Annotated in this window: 21 protein-coding genes and 1 tRNA gene; 18 read left to right on the top strand and 4 right to left on the bottom strand. The window is 68.4% G+C overall.

Annotation, left to right across the window (positions count from 1 at the left end):
* Positions 1-56: 56 nt before the first annotated feature.
* The 3 genes from ABD53_RS07435 (at position 57) to ABD53_RS07425 (ending at position 2,504) form a co-directional block, all read left to right on the top strand.
* A complete protein-coding gene (locus tag ABD53_RS07435) occupies positions 57-1,049 on the top strand; it encodes a glycoside hydrolase family 16 protein (protein WP_047865103.1) in 993 nt (330 codons plus the stop codon).
* Between the two features lie 110 nt (positions 1,050-1,159).
* A complete protein-coding gene (locus tag ABD53_RS07430; protein ID WP_047865102.1) occupies positions 1,160-1,423 on the top strand; it encodes a hypothetical protein in 264 nt (87 codons plus the stop codon).
* A gap of 31 nt (positions 1,424-1,454) precedes the next feature.
* Positions 1,455-2,504, top strand: a complete 1,050-nt coding sequence (locus tag ABD53_RS07425) for an alcohol dehydrogenase family protein (protein ID WP_047865101.1) — start codon at positions 1,455-1,457, stop codon at positions 2,502-2,504.
* Between the two features lie 17 nt (positions 2,505-2,521).
* Here the strand turns inward: ABD53_RS07425 and ABD53_RS15845 are convergent, their stop codons facing one another.
* Positions 2,522-3,793: a DUF790 family protein gene (locus ABD53_RS15845; RefSeq protein ID WP_053057802.1), complete on the bottom strand. Its 1,272-nt coding sequence runs from the start codon at positions 3,791-3,793 to the stop codon at positions 2,522-2,524.
* Entirely contained in the window at positions 3,793-5,178 is a 1,386-nt protein-coding gene (locus tag ABD53_RS07420; RefSeq protein WP_053057801.1) for a DEAD/DEAH box helicase family protein, read from the bottom strand. Before ABD53_RS07420 ends, ABD53_RS15845 begins: the two co-directional genes overlap by 1 nt.
* Positions 5,179-5,234: 56 nt before the next feature.
* Between ABD53_RS07420 and nagZ the strand changes: the two genes are divergently transcribed.
* Together nagZ and ABD53_RS07410 are read left to right on the top strand one after the other, a co-directional pair.
* Positions 5,235-6,473: a beta-N-acetylhexosaminidase gene (gene nagZ, locus ABD53_RS07415; RefSeq protein ID WP_084709410.1), complete on the top strand. Its 1,239-nt coding sequence runs from the start codon at positions 5,235-5,237 to the stop codon at positions 6,471-6,473.
* A 232-nt stretch (positions 6,474-6,705) separates the two neighbouring features.
* The gene (locus ABD53_RS07410; protein WP_152670642.1) at positions 6,706-7,533 is read left to right on the top strand and encodes a 3'-5' exoribonuclease YhaM family protein; all 828 of its coding nucleotides are present in this window, start codon (positions 6,706-6,708) and stop codon (positions 7,531-7,533) included.
* Positions 7,534-7,622: 89 nt separating this feature from the next.
* Here ABD53_RS07410 and ABD53_RS15840 read toward each other — a convergent pair whose 3' ends face one another.
* Positions 7,623-7,994, bottom strand: coding sequence for a Sec-independent protein translocase subunit TatA/TatB (locus ABD53_RS15840; RefSeq protein WP_053057799.1), 372 nt, complete (start codon positions 7,992-7,994; stop codon positions 7,623-7,625).
* A 207-nt stretch (positions 7,995-8,201) separates the two neighbouring features.
* On the opposite strand from ABD53_RS15840, the gene ABD53_RS07400 reads away from it, so the two are divergent.
* Both ABD53_RS07400 and ABD53_RS07395 read left to right on the top strand, forming a co-directional pair.
* Positions 8,202-9,245, top strand: a complete 1,044-nt coding sequence (locus ABD53_RS07400; RefSeq protein ID WP_047865099.1) for a zinc-dependent metalloprotease — start codon at positions 8,202-8,204, stop codon at positions 9,243-9,245.
* A gap of 31 nt (positions 9,246-9,276) precedes the next feature.
* Positions 9,277-9,621 (top strand): hypothetical protein, encoded by a 345-nt coding sequence (locus tag ABD53_RS07395; RefSeq protein WP_047865098.1) that lies wholly within the window; start codon positions 9,277-9,279, stop codon positions 9,619-9,621.
* Between the two features lie 316 nt (positions 9,622-9,937).
* Here the strand turns inward: ABD53_RS07395 and ABD53_RS16880 are convergent, their stop codons facing one another.
* Entirely contained in the window at positions 9,938-10,261 is a 324-nt protein-coding gene (locus tag ABD53_RS16880; protein WP_047865097.1) for a hypothetical protein, read from the bottom strand.
* Between the two features lie 111 nt (positions 10,262-10,372).
* Between ABD53_RS16880 and selA the strand changes: the two genes are divergently transcribed.
* From selA to ABD53_RS07340, 11 genes are all read left to right on the top strand, one after another.
* Positions 10,373-11,818: an L-seryl-tRNA(Sec) selenium transferase gene (gene selA, locus ABD53_RS07385; RefSeq protein WP_053057798.1), complete on the top strand. Its 1,446-nt coding sequence runs from the start codon at positions 10,373-10,375 to the stop codon at positions 11,816-11,818.
* Positions 11,811-13,673 (top strand): selenocysteine-specific translation elongation factor, encoded by a 1,863-nt coding sequence (gene selB / locus ABD53_RS07380; RefSeq protein ID WP_047865096.1) that lies wholly within the window; start codon positions 11,811-11,813, stop codon positions 13,671-13,673. The genes selA and selB overlap by 8 nt, the downstream gene beginning before the upstream one ends.
* A 45-nt stretch (positions 13,674-13,718) precedes the next feature.
* A tRNA-Sec gene (locus tag ABD53_RS16875) sits at positions 13,719-13,808 on the top strand.
* 24 nt (positions 13,809-13,832) lie between these two features.
* Complete coding sequence (moaC, locus tag ABD53_RS07375) at positions 13,833-14,297, top strand: cyclic pyranopterin monophosphate synthase MoaC (protein ID WP_152670641.1); 465 nt, start codon at positions 13,833-13,835, stop codon at positions 14,295-14,297.
* 177 nt (positions 14,298-14,474) lie between these two features.
* A complete protein-coding gene (locus ABD53_RS07370; protein ID WP_053057797.1) occupies positions 14,475-15,053 on the top strand; it encodes a precorrin-2 dehydrogenase/sirohydrochlorin ferrochelatase family protein in 579 nt (192 codons plus the stop codon).
* Positions 15,029-16,339 carry a glutamyl-tRNA reductase gene (gene hemA / locus ABD53_RS07365; protein ID WP_152670640.1) on the top strand — a complete coding sequence of 437 codons (1,311 nt, stop codon included), beginning with the start codon at positions 15,029-15,031 and terminating at the stop codon, positions 16,337-16,339. The genes ABD53_RS07370 and hemA overlap by 25 nt, the downstream gene beginning before the upstream one ends.
* Before the next feature lie 10 nt (positions 16,340-16,349).
* The gene (gene hemC, locus ABD53_RS07360) at positions 16,350-17,291 is read left to right on the top strand and encodes a hydroxymethylbilane synthase (protein ID WP_047865095.1); all 942 of its coding nucleotides are present in this window, start codon (positions 16,350-16,352) and stop codon (positions 17,289-17,291) included.
* Positions 17,288-18,808: a uroporphyrinogen-III C-methyltransferase gene (cobA, locus tag ABD53_RS07355; protein ID WP_047865094.1), complete on the top strand. Its 1,521-nt coding sequence runs from the start codon at positions 17,288-17,290 to the stop codon at positions 18,806-18,808. The genes hemC and cobA overlap by 4 nt, the downstream gene beginning before the upstream one ends.
* 105 nt (positions 18,809-18,913) lie before the next feature.
* Positions 18,914-19,891: a porphobilinogen synthase gene (gene hemB, locus ABD53_RS07350; RefSeq protein WP_047865093.1), complete on the top strand. Its 978-nt coding sequence runs from the start codon at positions 18,914-18,916 to the stop codon at positions 19,889-19,891.
* Between the two features lie 151 nt (positions 19,892-20,042).
* Complete coding sequence (gene hemL, locus ABD53_RS07345; protein ID WP_047865173.1) at positions 20,043-21,359, top strand: glutamate-1-semialdehyde 2,1-aminomutase; 1,317 nt, start codon at positions 20,043-20,045, stop codon at positions 21,357-21,359.
* Positions 21,359-21,805: a hypothetical protein gene (locus ABD53_RS07340; RefSeq protein ID WP_047865092.1), complete on the top strand. Its 447-nt coding sequence runs from the start codon at positions 21,359-21,361 to the stop codon at positions 21,803-21,805. The genes hemL and ABD53_RS07340 overlap by 1 nt, the downstream gene beginning before the upstream one ends.
* Positions 21,806-21,974: the final 169 nt, after the last annotated feature.

Genomic DNA, 21,974 nt, shown 5'->3' with positions numbered 1-21,974 from the left:
AGAGTGGATCAATAACCGGCAGGTTAACGGTCCTCGCCCTCTGCGGAGCGCTGTCCGTGCTCGCCGCCGGAGGTGGTTGCGCGGGCCCGAACGAACCGGAGGCCGTGATCTCCGGTTTCTCCCCGGCGACTGGCACGTACCATGCCGGAGAAACCGCCGCCTCCTCGGTCAGGGTCGAGAACACGGGCTCCGAACGCCGGACCTTCTGGGTCGGCTACAGCGTGCGCGACGACGCCGGAGAGTGGCACGACGCGCCCTTCGCCCCCGTTACCCTGGACCCCGGAGAGGGCTCCTCATTGCTGCGGCGGGAGTGGGAGATTCCGGCGGGCTCTCTGCTTACCACCGGCCCCTATACGGTGAAGATGGCCGTCTGGGACGGCCGACCCGGAGACGGAGACGCCGCCCGGCTGGCGGAGGCCGAGGAGGAAGACGCGTTCGACGTCCGGCTCTTCCGGGACGGACTCGACGACCTGGACGGCGGGCGCTGGGAGACCGTAGGTCGTAGGCTGGGGCGGAGCCGCTTGGCCCCGGAGAACGTCACCGCGGACGGGAGGCTCGGGATCACGATCCCCGGGGGCACGCTTGACGGGGGTGCGATCCGGTCGGAGGAGCCGTACCGTTACGGCACCTATCACGCCCGGCTACGGGCCCCGGATGCGCCGTCCTCGATCACGGCCTTCTTCCTCTACGCCGCCCCGGATTACGAGAAGGAGATAGACGTAGAGATCTACAACGACGGCTCCCGCAGGGTCATGTTCAGCGTCTACACTCCCACCTACACCCAAGACGGGGCCCTGGAGAAAGAGCCGACGTACACAGAGACTAGAAAGCTCCCCTTCGACCCCTCCGGAGGGTTCCACGAGTACCGCTTCGACTTCTACCCGCAAAAGGTTACCTTCTACGTGGATGGAGAGCCGTTTGGGAGCTGGAGCGGGGATACACCACGCGAGCCCATGCGCCTCTGGGTAAACACCTGGTTCCCTGACTGGCTCTCCGGCGAGAGGCCGGAGGGAGATCGCAACACCTACGTGGACTGGATCCAGCACTGAGGCGTTATCGCGCAAAACCGTCCCGCATGGATGCTACCCTCGCCACTGTAACGGCGGTCCCGCATGCTGGCGTGCGACGAAACCTACCGGAGTCCGAGGGCTGAAAGCTGATGGCTAAACGAACCATAACCGTGCGCTACACCGGCTTCCGCGAGTGCCCGAACTGCGGCGGTCGCGGCGACGACGGCGCGGCCTGGCGGCCCACGCAGTGCCGCCGGTGCAAGGGACGCGGTAGCCTCATTACGGACGTCAAGGTGGAGGACTCCATAGAAGGCGTGTTGCCGCGCTCGCGCTACGACTTCTACGCGAGCGGCGAGGTCGAGCTAATAGACTTCGACGAGGGAGACGAGATCGAGGTCATAGCCCCGGAGTAGCGAGCCGGATGCCGGAGAGGGGAGAGGTAGCGTGAAGGCCGTATTACTGACCGGACACGGAGGGCCGGAGAAGCTGGAGTACCGGGAAGACGTGCCCGCTACAGAGCCCGCCGGCGGCGAGGTCCTGGTGGAGGTCGGCGCGACGGGCGTCAACAACACCGACCTCTGGACCCGCAGGGGCCTTTACGGTTCCGAGAGCGACCCGCAGTCCACGGGAGGCTGGCGCCGCGACCGGCCGATGCGGTTCCCCCGGATACAGGGCATGGACATCGCCGGGCGTATAGCGGAGGTGGGCGAGGGCGTGCCGCAGGCTCGCATCGGCGAGCGGGTGCTAGTGGACCCGGTGGTCTACGCCGGAGAGGGGAGGGAGAGGCTCGCGGAGGCAGACATGATAGGCAGCGAGCGTGACGGAGGCTTCGCCGGGTACGTAGCCGTGCCCGCCCCTAACGCCTACGTCGTAGACACTTCCTTGACCGACGAGGAGCTCGCCACCTTCCCCACAGCCTACCTCACCGCCGAAGGCATGCTGAACCGCGCCCGGGTGGGGCAAGACGAGACGCTGCTGGTCACCGGCGCCTCCGGCGGGGTGGGATCCGCCCTGTTGCAGCTCGCGCGGGTCCGGGGCGCTAGAACGGTGGCGCTCGTGGGGAGCGGCAAGGAGGAGCGGGCGCGAGAGCTCGGTGCGGAGGCCGTGATCACGCGCGGCGACGAGGATCTCTCCGAGTCGGTATCCGAGGCTATGGAGGGCCTTGGGGTAGACGTGGTGGCGGACGTTGTCGGCGGCGAGGCTTTCTCCGAGATTCTCAGGTCGCTCAGGCCCTTCGGACGGTACGTGACCGCCGGGGCCATCGCGGGGCCTCTGGTGGGCCTGGATCTCCGCACCCTGTACCTGAAGCAACTGGAGCTGATCGGGTCCACCGCGGGCACCCATGAGGAGTTCGCCGACCTGGTGGGCTACGTGGAGCGCGGTGGGATAAAGCCTCTGCTGGCAGGCGTGTACCCGCTTTCGCGGATAAACGAGGCTCAGAAGGAGTTCGAGGAGAAAAGCTTTTTCGGCAAGCTGGTTGTCTCGCCCGGATAGCCGTCAGCACTCGGCGTTCAGGTGTCGGCAAAGCTCTGGCCGTCCGTCTCCTGCAGCGCAGCCAGCACGTCGCGCGGATCGAGGCGATTCTTGAAGAGGATCACCTCTCCGCCGGCGGCCTCCTCCAGCGTCTCGCGGGAGGGGCCGAGCCGGTCGGAGGCGGCCACGAGCAGCCGGTGGCCTTTAACCCTGGCGGCCCGGATCATGGCCGCCCGCTCTATCAGCTGCGTCTCCGTCCAGAAGCCGAGTATCTCCAGATGCGCCGTCTTGCCCGTCTCCGCGTCGCGTATCGTAAAGTCCGGCACCAGTGCGGTGCGACGCTCGGGGAACGGGATTATCCCCGGCGCCTCCTCTAGCTCCCACTCTCCGGTGCCCTTCGCCCGCTCCCACGCCTTCTCGAAAGCCTCGCGCACACCGCCGTCATCGGGCTCCAGGTCCTGCGGGCCCCGGTAATGCCCGCGCAAACCGCTCTTCTCGGAGTTCAGCGCGAGCTCGGCCTGCCGGCCCTTCCAGGCGACGTCCGCCGAGAGGCTCCAGGGTGAGGTTAGCAGCAGCCCCGGTAGGAGCTTTGCGAGCTTTAGGCCGTACTTGCGGGTGCCGCCGAAGATGGAGAGCGGCCCGTCCAGGGTAAGCCGGTAGCCGTCGTCCAGCGGCTCCAGTCGGTACACGAGGCCGAGCAGCTTGACGTAGTGGAAGACGAGCCGGGCGTCCGCCTGCGCCCCGAGGTCCACTGTGAGGGCGCTCGCGGAGTAGAGCAGCGCCTGCACCTGGGCCACGTTGTAGCGGTCTATTAGCTCCTCTGGTGCGGGACGGTCGAAGCCCGCCAGCAGTTGCGCACCCTGGCGGTCAGCGAACATCGCGGACGCGGGGTCCTCAAGCCCCGTCTCGCGGGCGACCTGGGAGAGGACGTCGTCGCGGGTGGGGGAGCCGAGCAGACCGGGCTCGGTAGCGGGAGGCTCGGGTAGGGCGGCGGCAAGCTCGAATATGCGGGTGCGTAGCGTGTACGGGTCGGACACGGTGGGTTCGGACCACTCGGATCTCTCCTCTAGCAGCTTGGCGAGCGCCCGCACCACCTTGAAGCCCCGGCGCGGGTCCAGGCGTGGCCCCAGCTCCTCTTCTGCGGCGGAGACCGCCTCCTCGAGCTCCCGGCGCGGGCGTCCGACGTGGTCCTCGTACAGCCGGCACACCGCCTCCGCCGTCTCCGTGGTTCGCTCGTCGGAGGCCGAGAGTCGGTGGGGCTGCAGGCGTCCCCGGTAGAGGCGGGCCATGACGTGCTCGCCGCGGAGCACTATCCGCCCTCCCTCTGACCTCTGCGGCGGCGGGAGGCGTACTCCTCGCCGGTGCCGGTGGTGACGAGCTCGTACAGGATGGCCCGCTTGTCTTCTCCGGGGCGCAGGATGCGGCCGAGGCGCTGCACGTACTCGCGGTGGGAGCCCGAGCCGGTGAGGATGATCGCGACGTTCGCATCCGGCACGTCCACTCCCTCGTTCAAGACGTCCGAGGCGATAATGCAGCGGTAGCGGCCCTCGCGGAAGCGGTCCAGGATCTCCTTCCGCTCCTTCGCCGGCGTCTCGTAGGTGAGCGATGGTATCAGGAACCGCGATGAGAGGGCGTATACCTCCTCCACGCTCTTGGTGAATATGATGGTGCGCTCCTGCCAGTGGCGTTTGAGGAGCGTCTCCAGCGTAACAGTCTTTCGCACGGCCGCTGCTTGTATGTCCCGCCGCCGCCGCGCAGCCAGCAGCGCCTCCCTGCCTCCCGAATGCCCGGTGGAGGCGACCATGATGAACCGTTGCCAGTCCTCGGGTGAGCGCATCGGTAGCCGGTGCTTCTCCAGAAAATCTTTGTACACCGTCTCGGCCTGGGCGTACTCGTATCGCTCGTGGGCGGTCAGCTGTATCGGGAGCCGGATGAGCTCGTAGGGCGCGAGGTAAGTACCCGCCATCTCGTCCGCCGAGCGCCGATAACAAACTTCTCCGACCAGCGCCGACAGCTCCTCGTGTCCGCCGTCGGCCCGCTCGGGCGTGGCGGTGAGGCCCAGCGAGTACGGTGCGACGAGCATCTCGGGGATCAGGGCGTATTTCGCAGACGGCAGGTGGTGGACCTCGTCGTAGACGACCAGGGCGAAGCGGTCACCGTAACGCTCGGCGTGGATGTAGGCGGAGTCGTAGGTGGTGACGGTGACGGGCTGTATCTCGTGGTAGCCGCCGCCGAGCAACCCGACCCGGTCGAGCCCCGATCCTTCGAAAGCGTCCGAAAGGACGGAGTACCACTGCTTCATAAGCGCCAGGGTGGGCACCACGACGAGCGTGCTGCGTCCGACCCGCTCCATCGCCCGCACCGCCACGGCCGTCTTTCCGGCACCGGTTGGCAGCACGACGACGCCGCGCAGACCGGCGGACCGCCACGCCGCGAGCGCCTCCTCCTGATATGGACGGGGCTCCAGCGCGACGCGGGACTCCAGCTCCAGCGGCCCGAAGCGAGCCGCCCCGTCCCGGAACTCCACCCCCGAGCCCCGCAGACCGAGCGCGGTCCGCCGGTAGGCCCCCGCTGGGGCCCGCCACTGCTCTGTGCGGCCGTCGTACACGAACCCATCCGGTAAGATCCCGGACAGCTCCCCGGCGGGCGCGCCCGAAGCGATCAGGGTCCCCGATTCGTAGGTAAGCTCGATCATCTCCCCGGAGCATACCCCAGGAACCGCCTTCTTCTCAGCGGTAGACTCTCCGTCGTATGCCGCCGCAAGGAGACGAGGGGCCGCCGGATAACGTTGGCGGGAGAGGGCTCGTGCCGGGAGCACCGCTCGCCATCGCGGTGTGCGCCGCCCTGATCGCGCCCCTGCTCCTGATGCCGGGTTGCGCCGGCGACGGTGGTGGGCGATCCTCTGCAAGCCCAGAGACCGGCCACACATCCGGGTCAACCGGTGGCCCGGGTACAGCGACTGTAAAGAGGAGTGGAGAAAGGTTGGCGGAGAGCTTGAGCCTCCGGGAGGCCGTGGGGCAGATGTTTATCGTAAGTGTGGACGGGACGACCATGAGCCCCCACACCGGGCGCGCCATCCGGGAGCGAAACGTCGGCGGCGTGCTGCTCTTCGGGCCCAACATGCAAACCGGGATCCAGGTACGGTCCCTGACCGCGGAGATGCAATCCGCGACGGACGTGCCGCTGATGGTGGCCGTGGATCACGAAGGCGGCCCCGTCTCCAATGCTCCCTGGGTCTCGCCGCAACCGGCCGCCGCCGAGGTGGGATCTCGCTGGGACACTACCGAGGCGCGACGCATAGCCGGCACGATGGGCCGGGAGCTACTCGGGGCCGGCGTAAACACGGATTTCGCCCCGGTGGTGGACACTGGCGGCGGGGCAGCCATAGGCAGCCGCTCGTACGGCGACGATCCCGCCCTTGTGGGCCGCATGGGTGCCGCCGCGGTAGAGGGTTTCCGGGAAGCTGGCGTCGTGTCGGCGGCCAAGCACTTCCCCAACCACGGGCCCGCCACGGCCGACTCCCATACCGGACGTCCCGTGGTGCCTCACGACGGGGAGACCGTGCGCGAGTACGATCTCCCGCCGTTTCAGGAGGCCGTGGACGCCGGGGTCCCGATGGTGATGGTCTCGCACGTGATCTACCCGGCTATAGACCCTAAGCGACCGGCCAGCCTCTCGCCGGAGGCGATAGGGTTGTTGCGGGAGGACCTCGGTTTCGGGGGCGTGATCGTGACCGACGACCTGAGCATGGAGGCCGCCGCCCGTGGCGGCCCGGTGCCGGCCACGGCGGTCGAGGCCGTGGGCGCCGGCGCTGACGCGGTGATACTCTCCGGGACCGCAGCCGAGCAGGAAGCGGCGTACGAGGCCGTCGTCCGGGCGGTGGAGTCCGGCGGGCTGTCGCGCGAGCGGGTATACGAGTCCGCCGGGCGCATCCTGCGGATGAAGCGAGAGTACGGCTTTTCCGCTTCTCCCGCGACGCCTGACGGATAAGTTAGACTACGGGGCCGTAATCAGTGTTAAAGATCACATAAGACGATCGCCGGCTATACACGGGTTCGTCTGCTAGAAGGGCGGGGCTCTGAGCAAGGAGAGAGACTGGGTAAAGGAGATCACGCCCGGCAACAGGCTGGGTTCGACCTTCCTCGCCGTTGATTGCCAGGTACGCACCGACAGCCGCGGCGAGCCGTATCTGTCACTAAAGCTCGGGGACCGCACCGGCACGGTGGACGCCCGCATGTGGCGGCTGCCGCCGGAGCTGAGATCCGGCCTGGAAGGGCCAGAGTACGTCCAGGTCGAGGGGCACGCCCACGAGTACCGGGGCATGCTCCAGGTGAAGGTGGAGAGGCTACGGGTACTCGACTCCTCGGAGGTTAGCGAGGAGGACTACGTACCGGCGACCGAGAAAGACCGCCGGGCGCTCGCCGCCGAGCTGGAGCTCGCGGGCGAGGGGATAGAGAACCCGCATCTGTTCGAGCTCTTCGCGCTCATGGTCTCCGACGCGGAGTTCTGGGAGGCGTTCTGCACCGCGCCCGCCGCCAAGGCCATGCACCACGCCCGCATCGGGGGGCTGCTGGAGCACGCCGTACACTGCCTGAGGCTCGCCCGCTCGCTCGCGGAGCTCTACCCGGCGGACCGCGACCTGCTGCTCTTCGGAGCCATCTTCCACGACGTCGGCAAGATTCGGGAGCTGTCCTGGGGCCGGGGCGGGTTCGCTTACACCACGCAAGGGCGGCTGCTGGGACACGTCGTGCTCGGCGAGAGGATAGTCGCGGGATACATAGATCGGCTACCGGGCTTTCCCGAGGAGCTCGCGATGCACATCTCGCACGTCCTGCTGTCTCACCAGGGCGAGGTGGAGTACGGCTCACCCGAGCGGCCAAAGACCCTGGAGGCGCTCCTGGTCCACTTCATAGACAACCTGGATGCCCGGGCCGCCATGTTCCTGGAGACGACCCGGAACGTGAGTCCCGGCGGCTGGAGCCACCACGAGAACCCGCTGAACCGCGCCCTCTACCTCCCGGAGACGAGCGGGGACGCCGTGGAGACCTAGCCCCCTATAAACAGGAGCTTCTTGCTACGTCCGGCTATCTGGCAGGCCGCATAACAGGGTTTTGCGGTAGAGAGGCCGCTGTACAGGATCTACAGATCGTACTCGGCGGTCTCGCGATTCGTGTTCCCGGAGGAGTCCTCGGCCGAAGGGTCCGCCTCGTCCGCCTCGCCTGCCTCTTGGTGGTCTCCGTCTTTACGAGAGCCGCTTCCACGAGAGGAGGCGCCGGCCCGGCTCTGGCCGTTCTCGCGCCGGCGGCTGCCCTCCTCGCGGCTGCGGGCCGGACGCTCCGAGTCGTCCGTGCCCTCGGCGGTCAGCTCGTCCTTGAACTCGTCTATCGCGCCACGAGCCTGGCCGACGAACTTGCCGATGTCCCGGGCCATCTGGGGCATCTTGCTGGGCCCGAAGATGATCAGGAACAGCACCGCGACCACCACGAGCTCTGTAGGTCCTATGCCCAACATACGCTAAATATACCCCTCCGGGATACGGCTTACAACGGCTCGGTCACGGCCTCCGGGTGTCTCCACGGTTTCCGTGCGCCTCCATGCGCCTGTACGTTTCCTCTATGCTCTCTACACGCCCTATACGTACGCCGGGGCGGGAGGGATGACAAAGCGTAATATAATGACGGACATGACACATATACCCCGTATACGAGTAGACTCCCGATGATAGCCTGGGAAGCGGTACGCAGGATAGCCGTGACCCTCGCCCGGCGCACCGAGCCCTCGGCGGCGGACTCCGGGGCCGGAGCCTTCGACTACCCGGACGCCGTAAGCCGGAGCCTCGCGCCCCTGACGGAGTTTACCGGCATCGAGCTCCCGGAGGAGGCCGGGCGCCGGCTGCGGGTGGCCGACCGCTCGGAGTGGATAGACTTCAACATACAGGGCTTCGGGCGGCTAATGGAGCCTCTGGCGCAGCGGGCCTCGGCCGGGGCCAACGGCGTCACCTGGGCCTTCGGGGCCGCCACGCTGACCACCCAGATCGGGCTCCTGCTAGGCTTTCTCTCCGCGCGGGTGCTCGGCCAGTACGACACCGGTCCCGTGCCGCTCGACGGGGCCCCCGGCTCCGAGGAGCGCGGTCCGGGCGAGGTGTTCTTCCTGGACGGGAACATCGTCGCGGCTGCGGGCCGGATCGGGGTTCCCGTGGACGGGCTGCGACTGTGGATCGTGCTGCACGAGATGACCCACGCGCTGCAGTTCGAGGGCTATCCCTGGCTGCGGGACCATCTGGGTACGATGCTAGAGGACCTGGTGACGCCGCTTGCCGACAGGCTCGGGCTCCGGGAGGCCGTCCGGCGGCTGGCGGAGGCCATCCAGGGTGGGGGCCAGAATGTGCAGCGCCTACTCCTGAACGGCTCCCAGCGCGAGGCCTTCGACCAGATGCAGGCCACGATGTCCGTGATAGAAGGCTACTCGGACTACGTGATGCACAACGTCGGCCGCACGATAGTTCCGGATTACGATCACCTCAGCCGCCGCATGTCCCAGAGCCGGATGCAGCGTTCTCCGCTGGAGACGCTGGTGTTCCGTATCTCCGGGCTCGACGCCAAGCTGGAGCAGTACCGGCTCGGCGAGGAGTTCGCGAGCGCCGTCGTGAGCCGCCAGGGTATGAGTGGGCTGAACCGTGTCTGGACCCGCCCCGAGACCCTGCCGTCGCTCGCGGAGGTCCGGGACCCGGGCCTGTGGATGACCAGGATGGAACGTCTCTAGATCTGGAACGTCCCTGTAGACACTAGGAGGCATGGTGGAGAGCGGAGGGCGACCCGGCGAGAAGGACGAGAACGTAGGCTACGAGTTCGAGCGGGAGTCGGAGGCCCGCGAGGCCGCCGCCGAGCTGGACCGCCGCTTCTCGCGGGACGAGGTCTCGGGCCTCAGGGTGTATCGTGTGCGCTGGAACAACGACTTCATCGTAGAGGTGGAGTTCCCTTACGGCCTCTCGGCGGACCGCGTCGCCGACGCCCGCGCGGTACTCGGCGAGGCCGGTAGTCCGGTTCACCCGGACGATCTCAAGGACTACAAGCGGGCGATGGAGTCTGGCGCCACCGGTTCGCTACCGGGCTGGCTGAGAAAGCTCTTCGGCGAGTAGTTCCGCTTCAGCGCGTGGCGGGAGGCCGCGGAAAGAAGGGGTCAGGCTACTCGGGAGTCAGAGATATTTGTATATTCTCTGGCTCTTGCCTCGAAGGGCTGGCGAGATTGTACGAGCGTGGACTCAGTCCTCTACACCCGTCTCGCGCCCGGGATGGGGTGTTGGAGACTTGAGGAACGGCGAGTTCTGATAAGAGGCGGGCCGGGAGGGTTGCGTTTTGGGGCCTATGCCCGGTGCTTGTTTTCGATGTTTGTGCGGTAGGCTGAAGCGTCTTTCTGACGCGATCCACGAGCGAGGCCCGGCGGGAGCCGGGCCGTTAGGCTACGGGGTGGTCCTCCGAGTCCTGCACCCGCTCTTCGAGGTGTGAGATCTGGCCTCTCAGAGCCTCTATCTGGCGCTCGAGGTAGGCTTCCCGGCCCCGGACCCTGGTGTACCCGGACTCCGCCGCCCGGGCCGCACCCCGGGCCGCCCGGAGCGTGCCCCGGCCCAGGTAGCGCGCGGAGACCCCCGCGCCGCTTGCCGCCGACTCGCCCACCCAGCGGGCCGCCGGCGTGCAGAAGAACACTCCGGTTGCTATGCCACCCACGAAGCTGGCCCCGAAACCGAAGCCCACGAGAACCCTTGCCGAACCCTTGCCCACTCGCGAATATCCTCCTGCACAGAGCCAAAAAATCCCGGCCAGACCGTTCCAGTCTAGCACAGCGGAAACCGGCACAGCCCCACGCCGGACGCAGGCGTTATACTCCCGCTGATGTGGAACGAGCCGGAGAACGGGGAGCCGCGGAGCCTGGGTAGAGACGTCGACGCGAAGCGCCTGCGAGACCTGCCGGCGGTGGACGCCGTTCTCAGGTCGGAGGCGGCGGCGGAGCCCGCCGGACGCCACGGCCGCCCCGCGCTGGCCGCGGCCGTGCGCGAGGTGCTCGACGGGGCGCGGCGTGAGATCCTGGACGGCGGGTCCCCCGGCGTCTCGGAGGGAGAGGTGGCGCGCGAGGCAGCCGGGCTCCTGGAGGGCCGGGGGCTGCGCCGGGTGGTGAACGCGACCGGCGTCATACTCCACACCAACCTGGGCCGTTCGGTGCTGTCCGAAGAGGCGGTCGAGGCCGTGATCTCCGCCGCCAGCGGCTACTCCAACCTGGAGTATGACCTGTCTACGGGCGGGCGCGGCTCGCGCTACGATCATGCCGTGCCGCTGCTGCGCAACCTGACGGGCGCGGAGGACGCGCTGGTGGTCAACAACTGCGCCGCCGCGACGCTGCTCGCCCTGTCCGCCGTGGTCTCGGAGACGCCGGGCTCGGACGGGGCACCGCCCGAGATCGTAGTGTCCCGCGGGCAGCTAATAGAGATCGGGGGCGGATTCCGCATCCCGGAGGTTCTGGAGCTCTCCGGGGCACGCCTCGTGGAGGTCGGGACGACGAACCGCACCCGGCTCGCTGACTACGAGCGGGCCGTCGGCGCGAACACCCGCGCCATCCTGTGGGTGCACCCGTCCAACTTCGAGACGGTCGGGTTTACCGAGTCGGTCGGCGTCGCGGAGCTCGCTACGCTCGGCCCGCCCGTGATCGCTGACGTCGGCAGCGGCGCGATGTTGCCGGTCGCGGACGAGCCCCGGGTCGGCGGCGCGGTGGCCGACGGGGCGGCCCTCACCATCTTCTCCGGAGACAAGCTTCTCGGCGGCCCGCAGGCCGGGATCGTGATGGGGGAGGAACGCTGGATCCGGGCGATGCGGAGGAACCCTCTCACCCGGGCCGTACGGGCAGACAAGCTCTGTCTCGCCGCGCTCGAAGCCACGCTAGACGCTTACCTGCGTGGCCCCGAGACCGCCGTCTCCGGGCTGCCGACGCTGCGCATGATCCACGCCCCGGCCACCGAGGTGGAGGGGCGGGCGCACGCCATAGCGAAAAAGATAAAGGAAGCGGTGCCCGGAATAGAGGCGGACGTTGCGGCCTCGACCGCCCGCAGCGGCGGCGGCACGCTGCCGATCCACGAGATACCCTCCCACGCCGTCCGGCTCGCCTTGCCGCCGACGGGGCCGGAGGAGCTGGCGCGCAGGCTGCGCGAGGCCCCGGTGCCGGTAATAGGCCGGGTGTACGAGGGCAGCCTGTGGCTCGACGCCCGCACCCTGCTCGACGGCGACGAGGCCAGGGTCGTGGAGGCCGTGACCCGTGCCGCCGGGGACTCTGGAGATAAGGTTGGCTAGCGGGTCTTCCGTGGAGAACATCTCGCTGACCATCGGCACCGCCGGGCACGTGGACCACGGCAAGACCACCCTGGTCCGTTACCTGACCGGTACGGACACCGACCGGCTGGACGAGGAGCACGAGCGCGGCATCTCCATCGTCCCGGGCTACGCGGAGCTAACGCTGCCGGGCGGCCGGAGGGTGAGCCTGGTGGACGTGCCGGGCCACGAGCGGTTCGTGAAGAACATGGTCGCGGGCTCTACCGGGGTGGACGCCTTCCTCCTGGTGGTCGCCGCCGACGACGGGGTGATGCCCCAGACCCGCGAGCATCTGGACGTGCTGCGTATCCTCGGGGTGGAGCGCGGCGTCGTCGCCCTCACCAAGCCCGACGCCGTGGACGAGGAGACAGCCTCGCTGGCCGAGCTCGACGCCGAGGAGCTTCTGGAATCCACCGGCATCGAGGCCCGCATAATCCGGGTGAGCGGCGCGACGGGGGAGGGGACCGGCGAGCTGCTCGCGGCGCTGGACGAGTTGGCGGCCGCCGAGCCGGGCGGACTGCATGACGCGGCCGTAACCCGGCTGCCGGTAGACCGGGCGTTCGTCCTCAAGGGTATCGGGCTTGTGGCGACGGGGACGCTGTGGTCCGGCGAGATCCAGCCCGGAGCTACCCTGTACACGGCCTCCGGCCGGACGCTCCGCGTGCGCGGCGTACAGAATCACGGGCGCCCGGCCGAGGCCGCCCATCCCGGGGCCCGCACCGCGCTGGACGTCACGGGCATCGAAACGTCCGATCTCACTGCCGGGGAGGTGCTGCTGTCGAGGCCCGTGGCCGCCGCCCGGGTTCTCGACGTCCGGTTGCGGCTGCTGGAGAGCGCCGCGCCCCTGGTCCACGGCACCCGCCTCAGGCTGTACCACGGTACACGCTCCACCAACGCCCGCGTGCGCCTGCCGGACACGCCGGAGGTTTCGCCCGGCGGCGACGCCCTGGCCCGGCTCGTGCTCGAGGAGCCTCTCGTCGCGCTACCGGGCGACAGGGTCGTGCTGCGCTCTCTCAGCCCCCAGATCACCACCGGTGGCGGCACGGTGCTCGACGCCGACCCCACCTCTCGCAGGCCGGATCTCGGCTGGCTCGCGGCGCTCGAAAGCGGAGATCTCTCCAAACTGATGCCGCTCGCGGTCTCCCGCAGTCCGGCCGAAGGGATAACACCGGGAGAGCTGTCTCTGCTGCTCTCCGCCACGCCGGGGGAGATCGCCGCGGCGGCCCCGGGGCTAGAGGGGATCTTGGACCTCGGCGGCATCTACGCGCCCGCCGCAGAGGCGGAGACGGCCCGGGAACGGCTGCTCGGGGCGCTTGGCCGGCGAGCCGAGCAGAGCCCCGAGAGCCCGGAGCTGACGGTGGCCGAGGCCCGCAACGCCACCGGCCTCGGCGCGAGGCTCGCGGATGCCGTGATCCGGGCCGCCGGAGAGGCGGGGGAGATCCACTCCGGCGAGTCCGGCGTGAGCCTGCCGGACGCGGACGCGGTCCCCGAGGAGCTAGAGCGTGAGGCCCAGAAACTCGCCGCCACGCTACGGGATGCCGGGGCGGAGCCCCCCGACGTGGAGATGGGGCCCGCCGCCAGGCTCCTGATCAAACGCGACGAGGCCGTACAGCTCTCGGATAAGATGCTCGCCGACTCCGAGAAGGCTACGGAGATACTCCAGGACGTAAAGAGCGTGTGTCTGTCGGAGGGTGAGATCTCACTCGCCGGCCTCAGAGACCGTATCGGTACCAGCCGCAAGTACGCCCAGGCCTGGCTGGAGTACGCCGACTCCGCTGGTATCACCCGCCGCACCGGCGACGTGCGGGTGCTAACCCGCCGGCATCGTGCCGGGTAAGAGACGACACGACACTCGTAGACGCCCGTATATTAGAATCGCCCTGGAATGCGAGGGCCTGGTGGCCCGGCCGGTCTTCAAAACCGGTTTGCGATCCTGATCGGGTCGTGGCGGTTCGATTCCCCCGCATTCCGCTTAATACTCGACAACGGAGGCGGCTTGACGGACTTTTCGCACCTGGACAGCGAGGGCGGGGCGCGCATGGTGAACGTGGGGGAGAAGGCCGTCGTGCGCCGCACCGCCACCGCGGCGGGCCGCATCAGCCTGGCCCCGGAGACCGTCGAGCTTCTCAGGGAGCGGGCGCTTCCGAAAGGCGACGCGCTGAACACGGGCCGGATCGCCGGGATCATGGCCGCCAAGCGCACGCCGGACCTGATCCCGCTCTGCCACGGTATAGAGCTCACCTCGGTGGATGTGGACTTCGAGGTCGAGGAGTCCGGGATATCCATCACCGCCACGGCCCGCGCCAGCGACCGCACCGGCGTCGAGATGGAGGCCCTGACCGCCGTAAACGTCGCCGCCCTGACCATCTACGACATGTGCAAGGCCGTAGACAAGGGGATGGAGATAGACGGTGTCCGGCTGGTGGAGAAGACCAAGGAAGAGACGTCGGAAGAAGGCTGAAGCCTCGTGCGCGGCGGGTCGGGTGAACCTTTACACGGTCCATGCATTGGGCGCATGCAACACTCTTTCAGGTGAAACCGGCGTCTGACACGATTATGCTAGACTTGCCCATCGAGGCGGGCTCAGAGAGTTCTGAGGCCGCGCGCATCCAGGTCACGGGAGAAGGGTATCGGGAACGTGGAAAATGGTACCTCTCCGCTGTACCCGGTGTTCCTGGAGCTCCGGGAGCGGCTGTGCGTGGTGGTCGGCGGCGGCAAGGTCGCCGGTCGCAAGGCTCTCGGCCTGTCGCGGTCCCGGGCACTGGTAAAGGTCGTGTCGCCCGAGATAGACCCGGCGCTGGAGAGCCTCGCAGCCGAGAACGTCGAGAGCGTCGGGATCGAGCGCCGGAAGTACGAGGCCGGGGATCTCGCGGAGGCGACGCTGGCGTTCGCCGCGACGGACCGCAGGGAAGTAAACGCGGCGGTTGTCCGGGAGGCGAACGAGCGCGGTATCCCGGTCAACGTCGCCGACAGGCCCTCGGACGGGGACTTCGCCCTGCCCTCGACGCTGAGGCGGGGCGGGTTGCAGGTGGCGGTCTCGACCGGTGGCGCGTCGCCGACGCTGGCGCGTCAGATCCGGCAGGAACTGGAGCCCTACTTCGGGCCGGAGTGGTCCGGGGTAGTGTCGGAGTTGGAAGAGGCGCGCCGCGAGGGGCGCGCGACGGACGAGGAGTTGGAAAGGACGGTGCGTAGGTGCTTGTCGCTGCTCTCGGGATGAGCCACCGCTCGGCCCCGATAGAGGTGCGGGAGAAGGTCGCCTTTCCTCCCTGCGCCGGTCGGGGCTTCGTGCGGCGGCTAAAGGACGAGGGCGTGGTCTCCGAAGCCGTGCTGCTCTCCACCTGCAACCGTACCGAGCTCTACGCCGTTGTCGAGGACGATGGCGTGAGGTCCAAGATACTGGACCTCATGGCCGCGGACCGGGGCGTGGACCGCGCCGAGCTTGAGGAGAGCACCTACTGGCTTACCGACTCCGAGGCGGTCGGGCACCTGTACCGGGTATCGGGCTCGCTGGACTCGATGGTACTGGGAGAGGCCCAGATACTCGGCCAGGTCCGTGACGCCTACCGGCTTTCCACGGAGGAGCAGAGCGCGGGGTCGGTGCTCAACAGGCTGTTCCACACCTCGCTGAGGGTCGGCAAGCGGGTGCGGACCGAGACCGGCATCGGGGATAGCTCGCTGTCCGTGCCCCGGGTCGCGGTAGGGCTCGCCGAGGACGTGTTCGGGAGCCTCGCCGGGCGCAAGGCACTCGTGCTCGGTGCCGGCGAGATGAGCGAGATGGTAATCCGGAACCTGGGGGAGCGCGGCATCGGCGAGGTGCGCATCGCGAATCGCACCGGGGCCCGCGCCCAAGAGCTGGCCGGGCGCGTCGGAGGCGTGGCCGTGGACTTCGAGTCCGTGGCCGACGAGCTATCCGGGGTGGACGTGATCGTGAGCTCTACAGGATCCGGCGAGTGGGTGGTCGGGAGCGAGGACGTGGCCCGGGCGATCTCGCGCCGGGATGGTCCGCTTTTCTTCGTAGACATCGCCGTACCCAGAGACGTGGACCCGGTGGTGCAGACCCTGGAGCGCGCCTACGTCTACGACATAGACGACCTGCAGTCGGTGGTGGACCGTAACGCCGGAGAGCGCGAGGAGGCCGCACGTCGGGCAGAGGAGATCATAGAGCCCGCCGTGTTCGAGTTCATGGGCTGGATGTCCACCCTGGACGTGGTGCCGCTCATAAAGGAGCTTCGCGACGAGGCCGAGAAGGTGCGAGAGCACGAGATCTCCAAGGCCCTCAAGAAGGCGGACCTCTCCGCCGAGCAAGCCGAGGCCGTGGAGAAGATGAGCCACTCGCTGGTGAACAAGCTGCTGCACGGACCCATATCCGAGATCAAGACCCGCGCCGAGTCCAACCCGACGGAGTCCCCGGAGGCGCGCCGCCGCATGCTCGGCCTCGACACCGGGAGCGGCGTGGAGATCACTCTCCACGAGGAGGGCCGGGACGCCGATCCGGGGAGATAGCGGAGGTAGTTTGCCGGTCACGCCGGATACCCTGGTTCTCGGCACCCGGGGCTCCAAGCTGGCCCTGGTACAGGCCGACTCCTGCGCCGACGCTCTGCGGGCGGCGGGCTTGGAGGTCGAGGTCCGCGTTATAAAGACCACCAGCGAGCATCGCCCCGACGTCCCGCTCTCCGCGATAGACCAGCGTGACGTGTTTACCCGCCAGCTCGACGAGGCTCTTCTCGGCGGGGAGCTAGACCTGGCCGTACATTCTCTGAAGGACGTGCCGACCGAGGTGCCGGAAGGAACAGGTCTTGCGGCCATCGGAGAGCGTCACGGTACCGCCGACGCCCTCGTTTCAGAGGCCGGATGGACCGTGGACGAGCTGCCCACCGGCGCAGTCGTGGCGACCTCCAGCCTGCGGCGCAAGGCGCAGCTACTGTGGCGCCGGCCGGATCTCTCCATCGTGGATATCCGGGGCAACGTGGATACCCGAATCCGCAAGATGCGCGACGGGGAGGCCGACGCCCTCGTGCTCGCCCACGCCGGGCTCGTCCGGCTCGGGCTGGACATAACGGTAAACCACACCGTTATACCGCCGGACGTGATGCTGCCCGCCGTCGGTCAGGGAGCCCTCGCCGTGGCAGTTCGGCAAGACCACCCGCTGCACGGCCGCATCCGCGCCACGCTCAACCACGAGCCCACCGAAAAGGCCGCGCTAGCCGAGCGGGCTATGCTGCGGGCGCTGGAGGGCGGCTGCCGCCTGCCCGTAGGCGCGAGCAGCGTGGTGGATGAGTCGGAGAATGGCGGTCTGCGCCTCGAAGGCATCGTGGCCTCGCCGGACGGGGCAATGGTGTACCGCGGCGAGGCCGAGGGGGTGGACCCGGAAGAGGTCGGATGGCGGCTGGCGCGGGATCTCATCTCGCAGGGTGCGGAGACGGTGCTGGCCGAGATCCGGGAGGTCCGGTCGTGATCCACCTCGTGGGCTCCGGGCCGGGAGACCCCGGCCTCTTCACCCTCAAGGGCAAACGCCTGCTCGAAAACGCCGACGCCGTGGTCTACGACCGTCTCGCCCCCGAAAGCCTGCTCTCCCTCGCGCCGCCGGAGGCAGAGAGGATCTACGTCGGCAAGAAGCCCGGCGAGCCCACGATGTCTCAGGAGGAGATAAACGCCCTGCTGGTCCGTCTCGGAAACGAGGGTAAGAGCGTGGTTCGCCTCAAGGGGGGCGACCCGTACATCTTCGGGCGTGGCGGTGAGGAGGCGCTGGACCTCACCCGGGCCGGTATCCCGTTCGAGGTGGTCCCGGGCATCACCAGCGGGGCCGCCGCCCCGGCGTACGCCGGGATCCCGGTCACCCACCGCCGCGTCTCCACGAGCGTCGCGTTCATCACCGGTCACGAGGACCCGACCAAGGACGGCCAGGACGTGGACTGGACGAAGGCCGCGAACGGCGCAGACACCCTGGTCCTGTACATGGGCATCGGGCGTCTGCGGGAGATCTCCTCCGGGCTAACCGCCGCCGGCAAAAGCCCCGACACGCCCGTGGCCTGTGTGCGCTGGGGCACCCTGCCCGAGCAGCACACGGTGACCGGCACCCTCGCGGACATAGCGGATCGTGTCGAGGAAGCCGGCCTGAAGCCGCCCGCCGTTACCGTGGTCGGCGACGTCGTCGGCCTTCGCGAAGATCTTTCCTGGTTCGAAGTCCGACCGCTCTTCGGGCGGCGGGTGGTGGTCACCCGTGCCAGGGCGCAGGCCGGAGACCTCTCCCGGGAGCTGGAGTCGCTCGGAGCCGAGGTGGTGGAGTTCCCGACCATCGAGATACGGCCCCCGGAGGACTTTAAACCTCTGGATAAGGCTATACGTGAGCTTGACGGTTACGGTTGGCTGGTGTTCACCAGCGTGAACGGGGTAGAGGCTTTCGTCGAGCGGCTCGGGGAGCACGGCCTGGATCTCCGTGCCGTCCCACGCGCGGCCAAGATAGCCGCCATCGGCCCGGCCACCGCCGAGAGCCTGAAGCAAAGCGGGTTGGGGGTGGACGTTATCCCCTCCGAGTACCGGGCGGAGGCGCTGCTGGAGGAGATCGGCGGCGAATCGTTGGTGGGAGAGAGGGTGCTGATACCCCGGGCCAAGGTCGCGCGCGAGATACTGCCCGAGAAGCTGCGTGAGGCCGGAGCCGAGGTGGACGTGCCGCCCGTCTACGAGTCCGTTGCCTCGGACGCGGGAGCCGGGAGCCTCGCCGCGCGCCTGGAGGCCGGCGAGGTGGACTGCATAACCTTCACCGCGAGCTCGACGGTCGAGAACTTCGTGCTGGCATTTGGAGAAGAGCGCGCCAGGGATCTCGCCTCCAGGACGAGTATCGCGTGTATCGGCCCGATCACGGCCGACACCGCCCGCGGCCACGGCCTGGAGGTCTCTACGGAGGCGGAGGAGTACACCATACCGGGCCTGATAAACGCGGTCCGCGGTCTACTCTCCGGCGCGGCGCGCTAGGCGCTTTGTAGTCCCTGTACAGGCGCCGGCGAGCGCGCGTTAGACTCTGATTCACGGAGGCCGTAAACCTCCCTCCAATCGTACGCGTCAGAGAGGCTACACGACATGGCATTCCCCCAGCAGAGGCTCCGCAGGACGCGCCGCACCTCGGCTTTGCGCAGTCTGGTGCGCGAGACCGAGCTTTCCCCCCAGGATTTCATGTATCCGATGTTCGTCGCCTCCGGGCAGGAAGTAGACAACGAGATACCGTCCATGCCCGGCATCCGGCAGATGTCCATAAACAACGCCGTCGCCGAGGCGAAGCGAGCCCACTCGCTCGGAATACCGGGCGTCCTGCTCTTCGGCATACCCGAATCAAAGGACGAGGCGGCGAGCGGGGCCTACGACCCGGAGGGCGTCATACAGCTCGCCGTCCGCGCCATAAAGGACGCCGTGCCGGAGCTGCTCGTCGTTACGGACGTGTGCCTGTGCGAGTACATGTCTCACGGTCACTGCGGCGTCGTGGACGCCGAGCGCGGTGAGATCATGAACGACGTGAGCCTGGAGCTCCTGGCGCGCACGGCGGTAAGCCACGCCGAGGCCGGGGCGGACGTCGTGGCACCCTCGGACATGATGGACGGCCGTGTCGCAGCCCTGCGCGCCGACCTCGACCGCGAAGGCTTCGAGCACACCCCGATACTCTCCTACGCCTCCAAGTACGCGTCGAGCTTCTACGGCCCGTTTCGGGACGCGGCGGAGAGCGCCCCCGAGTTCGGCGACCGGCGCGGCTACCAGATGGACCCGGCCAACGCCCGCGAGGCGCTGCGAGAGGTCGGGCTGGACGTCGAGGAGGGGGCGGACATGATCATGGTCAAGCCCGCGCTGCCTTATCTGGACATCCTGCGCCGGGTACGCGAGACGACCGACCTGCCGCTCGCCGCGTACAACGTGAGCGGCGAGTTCTCCATGATCAAAGCCGCCGCCGAGAAGGGCTGGCTGGACGAGCAGAGCGCCGTCCTCGAAGCCATGACCGGCATAAAGCGGGCCGGGGCCGAGGTGATCTTCAGCTACCACGCCCCCGACGTGGCGCGCTGGCTCTCCTAGTTTCTCGCTCCGGGCTCGTCGCCGGGCGTCGTGTCGCCGGATAGGCTAGAGTAAGCAGCTTTACGGCCCTTTCGGGGTCTTAGAGGTATACGTAACGTAGGATTTCTTGCTAGGAGGATCGCAGTTGCGCGGCGAAGATCGCGATAGCGGCATGGGCGTCGGCGCTAAAGAGGCGCTCGCGCTGGACTGGTCGGCCCGGTTGGCCGAGAGGGCGCAGGCCTACATCCCCGGCGGCGTGAACAGCCCCGTGAGGGCGTACCGCTCCGTGGGCGGCAGCCCGGTCTTCGCGGCCCGGGGCGAGGGCTCGCGCATCTTCGACGTGGACGGCAACGAGTACGTGGATTACGTGATGAGCTACGGTCCGCTCATTCTGGGCCACGCGTATCCGGAGGTCGTCGAGGCGCTGGAGCGCACCACCCGCAGCGGCACCACCTTTGGCGCGCCGACAGAGATCGAGGTCGAGGTCGCGGAGGAGATCTGTGCCGCAGTACCCTCCGTCGAGATGGTCCGCTTAACGAACTCCGGTACCGAGGCCACGATGAGCGCCGTGCGCGTCGCCCGGGGCTATACGGGGCGGGAGAAGATCCTCAAGTTCGAGGGCAACTACCACGGCCACGGCGACGCCCTGCTGGTGTCGGCGGGCTCGGGTGTGGCGACCCTCGGCCTACCGGACAGCCCCGGAGTTACCGAGGGCGCGGCGAAGGACACCGCCGTCGCCCCCTACAACGACCTCGACGCCGTGCGGGAGGTTTTCTCCGAGATCGGGGAGGAGATCGCCGCCGTAATCGTCGAGCCGGTCGGCGGCAACATGGGCTGCGTCCCGCCGGAAGAAGGATTCCTCGAAGGTCTGCGGGAGGTTGCGAGCCAGTACGGCTCGGTCCTCATCTTCGACGAGGTGATGAGCGGGTTCCGGGTCGCGCGCGGCGGCGCGCAGGAGCGTTACGGCGTCACCCCGGACATGACGTGTCTCGGGAAGGTCATAGGCGGTGGCCTGCCGGTCGGCGCTTTTGGCGGCCGGGCCGAGATCATGGAGATGGTCGCCCCTGTCGGCCCCGTGTACCAGGCGGGCACGCTCTCGGGCAACCCGCTCGCGATGGCCGCCGGGCTCGCGACCCTGAAAGCCACCGCCGAGCCCGGCTTCTACGAGCGCCTCGAGGAGCTGGGCGATCGCTGGAAGGCGGGCATGACCGAGGCGGCCGAGGCCGGAGACCACCCGTACTGCGTCAACGGGGTCGGCTCGATGGTCAGCCTGTTCTTCACCGGGGGACCTGTAAGGGACTTCTCGTCCGCCGCGGCCTCGGATACGGAGGCGTTCAAGGACTTTTTCTGGCACATGATGAGCCGGGGCGTGTATCTGGCCCCGAGCCAGTACGAGGCCGGATTCATCTCCGCTGCCCACACCGAAGACGAGATAGACCGCGCCGCCGAGGCCGCCCGGGAGTGGTTCGCTAGCGGGGGAGCCGGATAGTGGAGGCTACTTCCAGAACGCCGCTGGTCCCGATCCGGGAGGTGTTCCGGCTCGCGGCGGAGGGCGCTTCCGGTGACCGCAAGCGGAGCGAGGCCGTCGCCGAGGCCCTGGGCTACCTCCAGCGGGGCTTCGACGCCCACTACGCCGCGGAGGTCGCCGGGGACGAGCAGATACTTCTCGGCGACGGGTCCTACGCCTGGGCCATAGACACCATCGCACGCCTGGACGAGCCGGAGTTCGTAGCCGTGGCGAGCCGCCTCATACGCGACGGGGCCGGCCGCATCTCCGCGGGGGGCGTGGTGGGATTCGGGCACTGGATGCCGCATTTGACCGGCCTCCTGGACATACTTACCGGCGAGGGCCGGGAAGCCAGCGGGGAGCGTATCCTCGAGGCGGTGGAGAGCCTGGAGCCTCACGACGGACCGGGCCGTACCACCGTCACGTAGTCCGGGACGATCTACCGGAGAGGAACGACGGGGTAGCTGGCTGGCCCTCTGGCATGGAGGCCGGTTCGACCACAAACGCGGCGGACGTGGAACGTGGAAAGCGGAGGCCGGGATACCGGAGAGTAAAGACAGCACGGATAGGCGGAGAACGGAAGGGTCTGACGGCCCC

It is taken from the genome of Rubrobacter aplysinae, from assembly GCF_001029505.1.
Classification (GTDB): domain Bacteria; phylum Actinomycetota; class Rubrobacteria; order Rubrobacterales; family Rubrobacteraceae; genus Rubrobacter_A; species Rubrobacter_A aplysinae.
Note: the sequence above shows the minus strand (reverse complement) of the source record. Positions and strands in the feature narration are given on the sequence as shown.

What these genes read in the sequence shown, in the direction of transcription:
- ABD53_RS07430 (WP_047865102.1), top strand. Translation starts at nt 1,160, where the DNA reads ATGGCTAAACGAACCATAACCGTGCGCTACACCGGCTTCCGCGAGTGC.
- ABD53_RS07420 (WP_053057801.1), bottom strand. Translation starts at nt 5,178, where the DNA reads ATGATCGAGCTTACCTACGAATCGGGGACCCTGATCGCTTCGGGCGCG.
- nagZ (WP_084709410.1), top strand. Translation starts at nt 5,235, where the DNA reads ATGCCGCCGCAAGGAGACGAGGGGCCGCCGGATAACGTTGGCGGGAGA.
- ABD53_RS15840 (WP_053057799.1), bottom strand. Translation starts at nt 7,994, where the DNA reads ATGTTGGGCATAGGACCTACAGAGCTCGTGGTGGTCGCGGTGCTGTTC.
- ABD53_RS07400 (WP_047865099.1), top strand. Translation starts at nt 8,202, where the DNA reads ATGATAGCCTGGGAAGCGGTACGCAGGATAGCCGTGACCCTCGCCCGG.
- ABD53_RS07395 (WP_047865098.1), top strand. Translation starts at nt 9,277, where the DNA reads ATGGTGGAGAGCGGAGGGCGACCCGGCGAGAAGGACGAGAACGTAGGC.
- selA (WP_053057798.1), top strand. Translation starts at nt 10,373, where the DNA reads ATGTGGAACGAGCCGGAGAACGGGGAGCCGCGGAGCCTGGGTAGAGAC.
- hemB (WP_047865093.1), top strand. Translation starts at nt 18,914, where the DNA reads ATGGCATTCCCCCAGCAGAGGCTCCGCAGGACGCGCCGCACCTCGGCT.
- hemL (WP_047865173.1), top strand. Translation starts at nt 20,043, where the DNA reads ATGGGCGTCGGCGCTAAAGAGGCGCTCGCGCTGGACTGGTCGGCCCGG.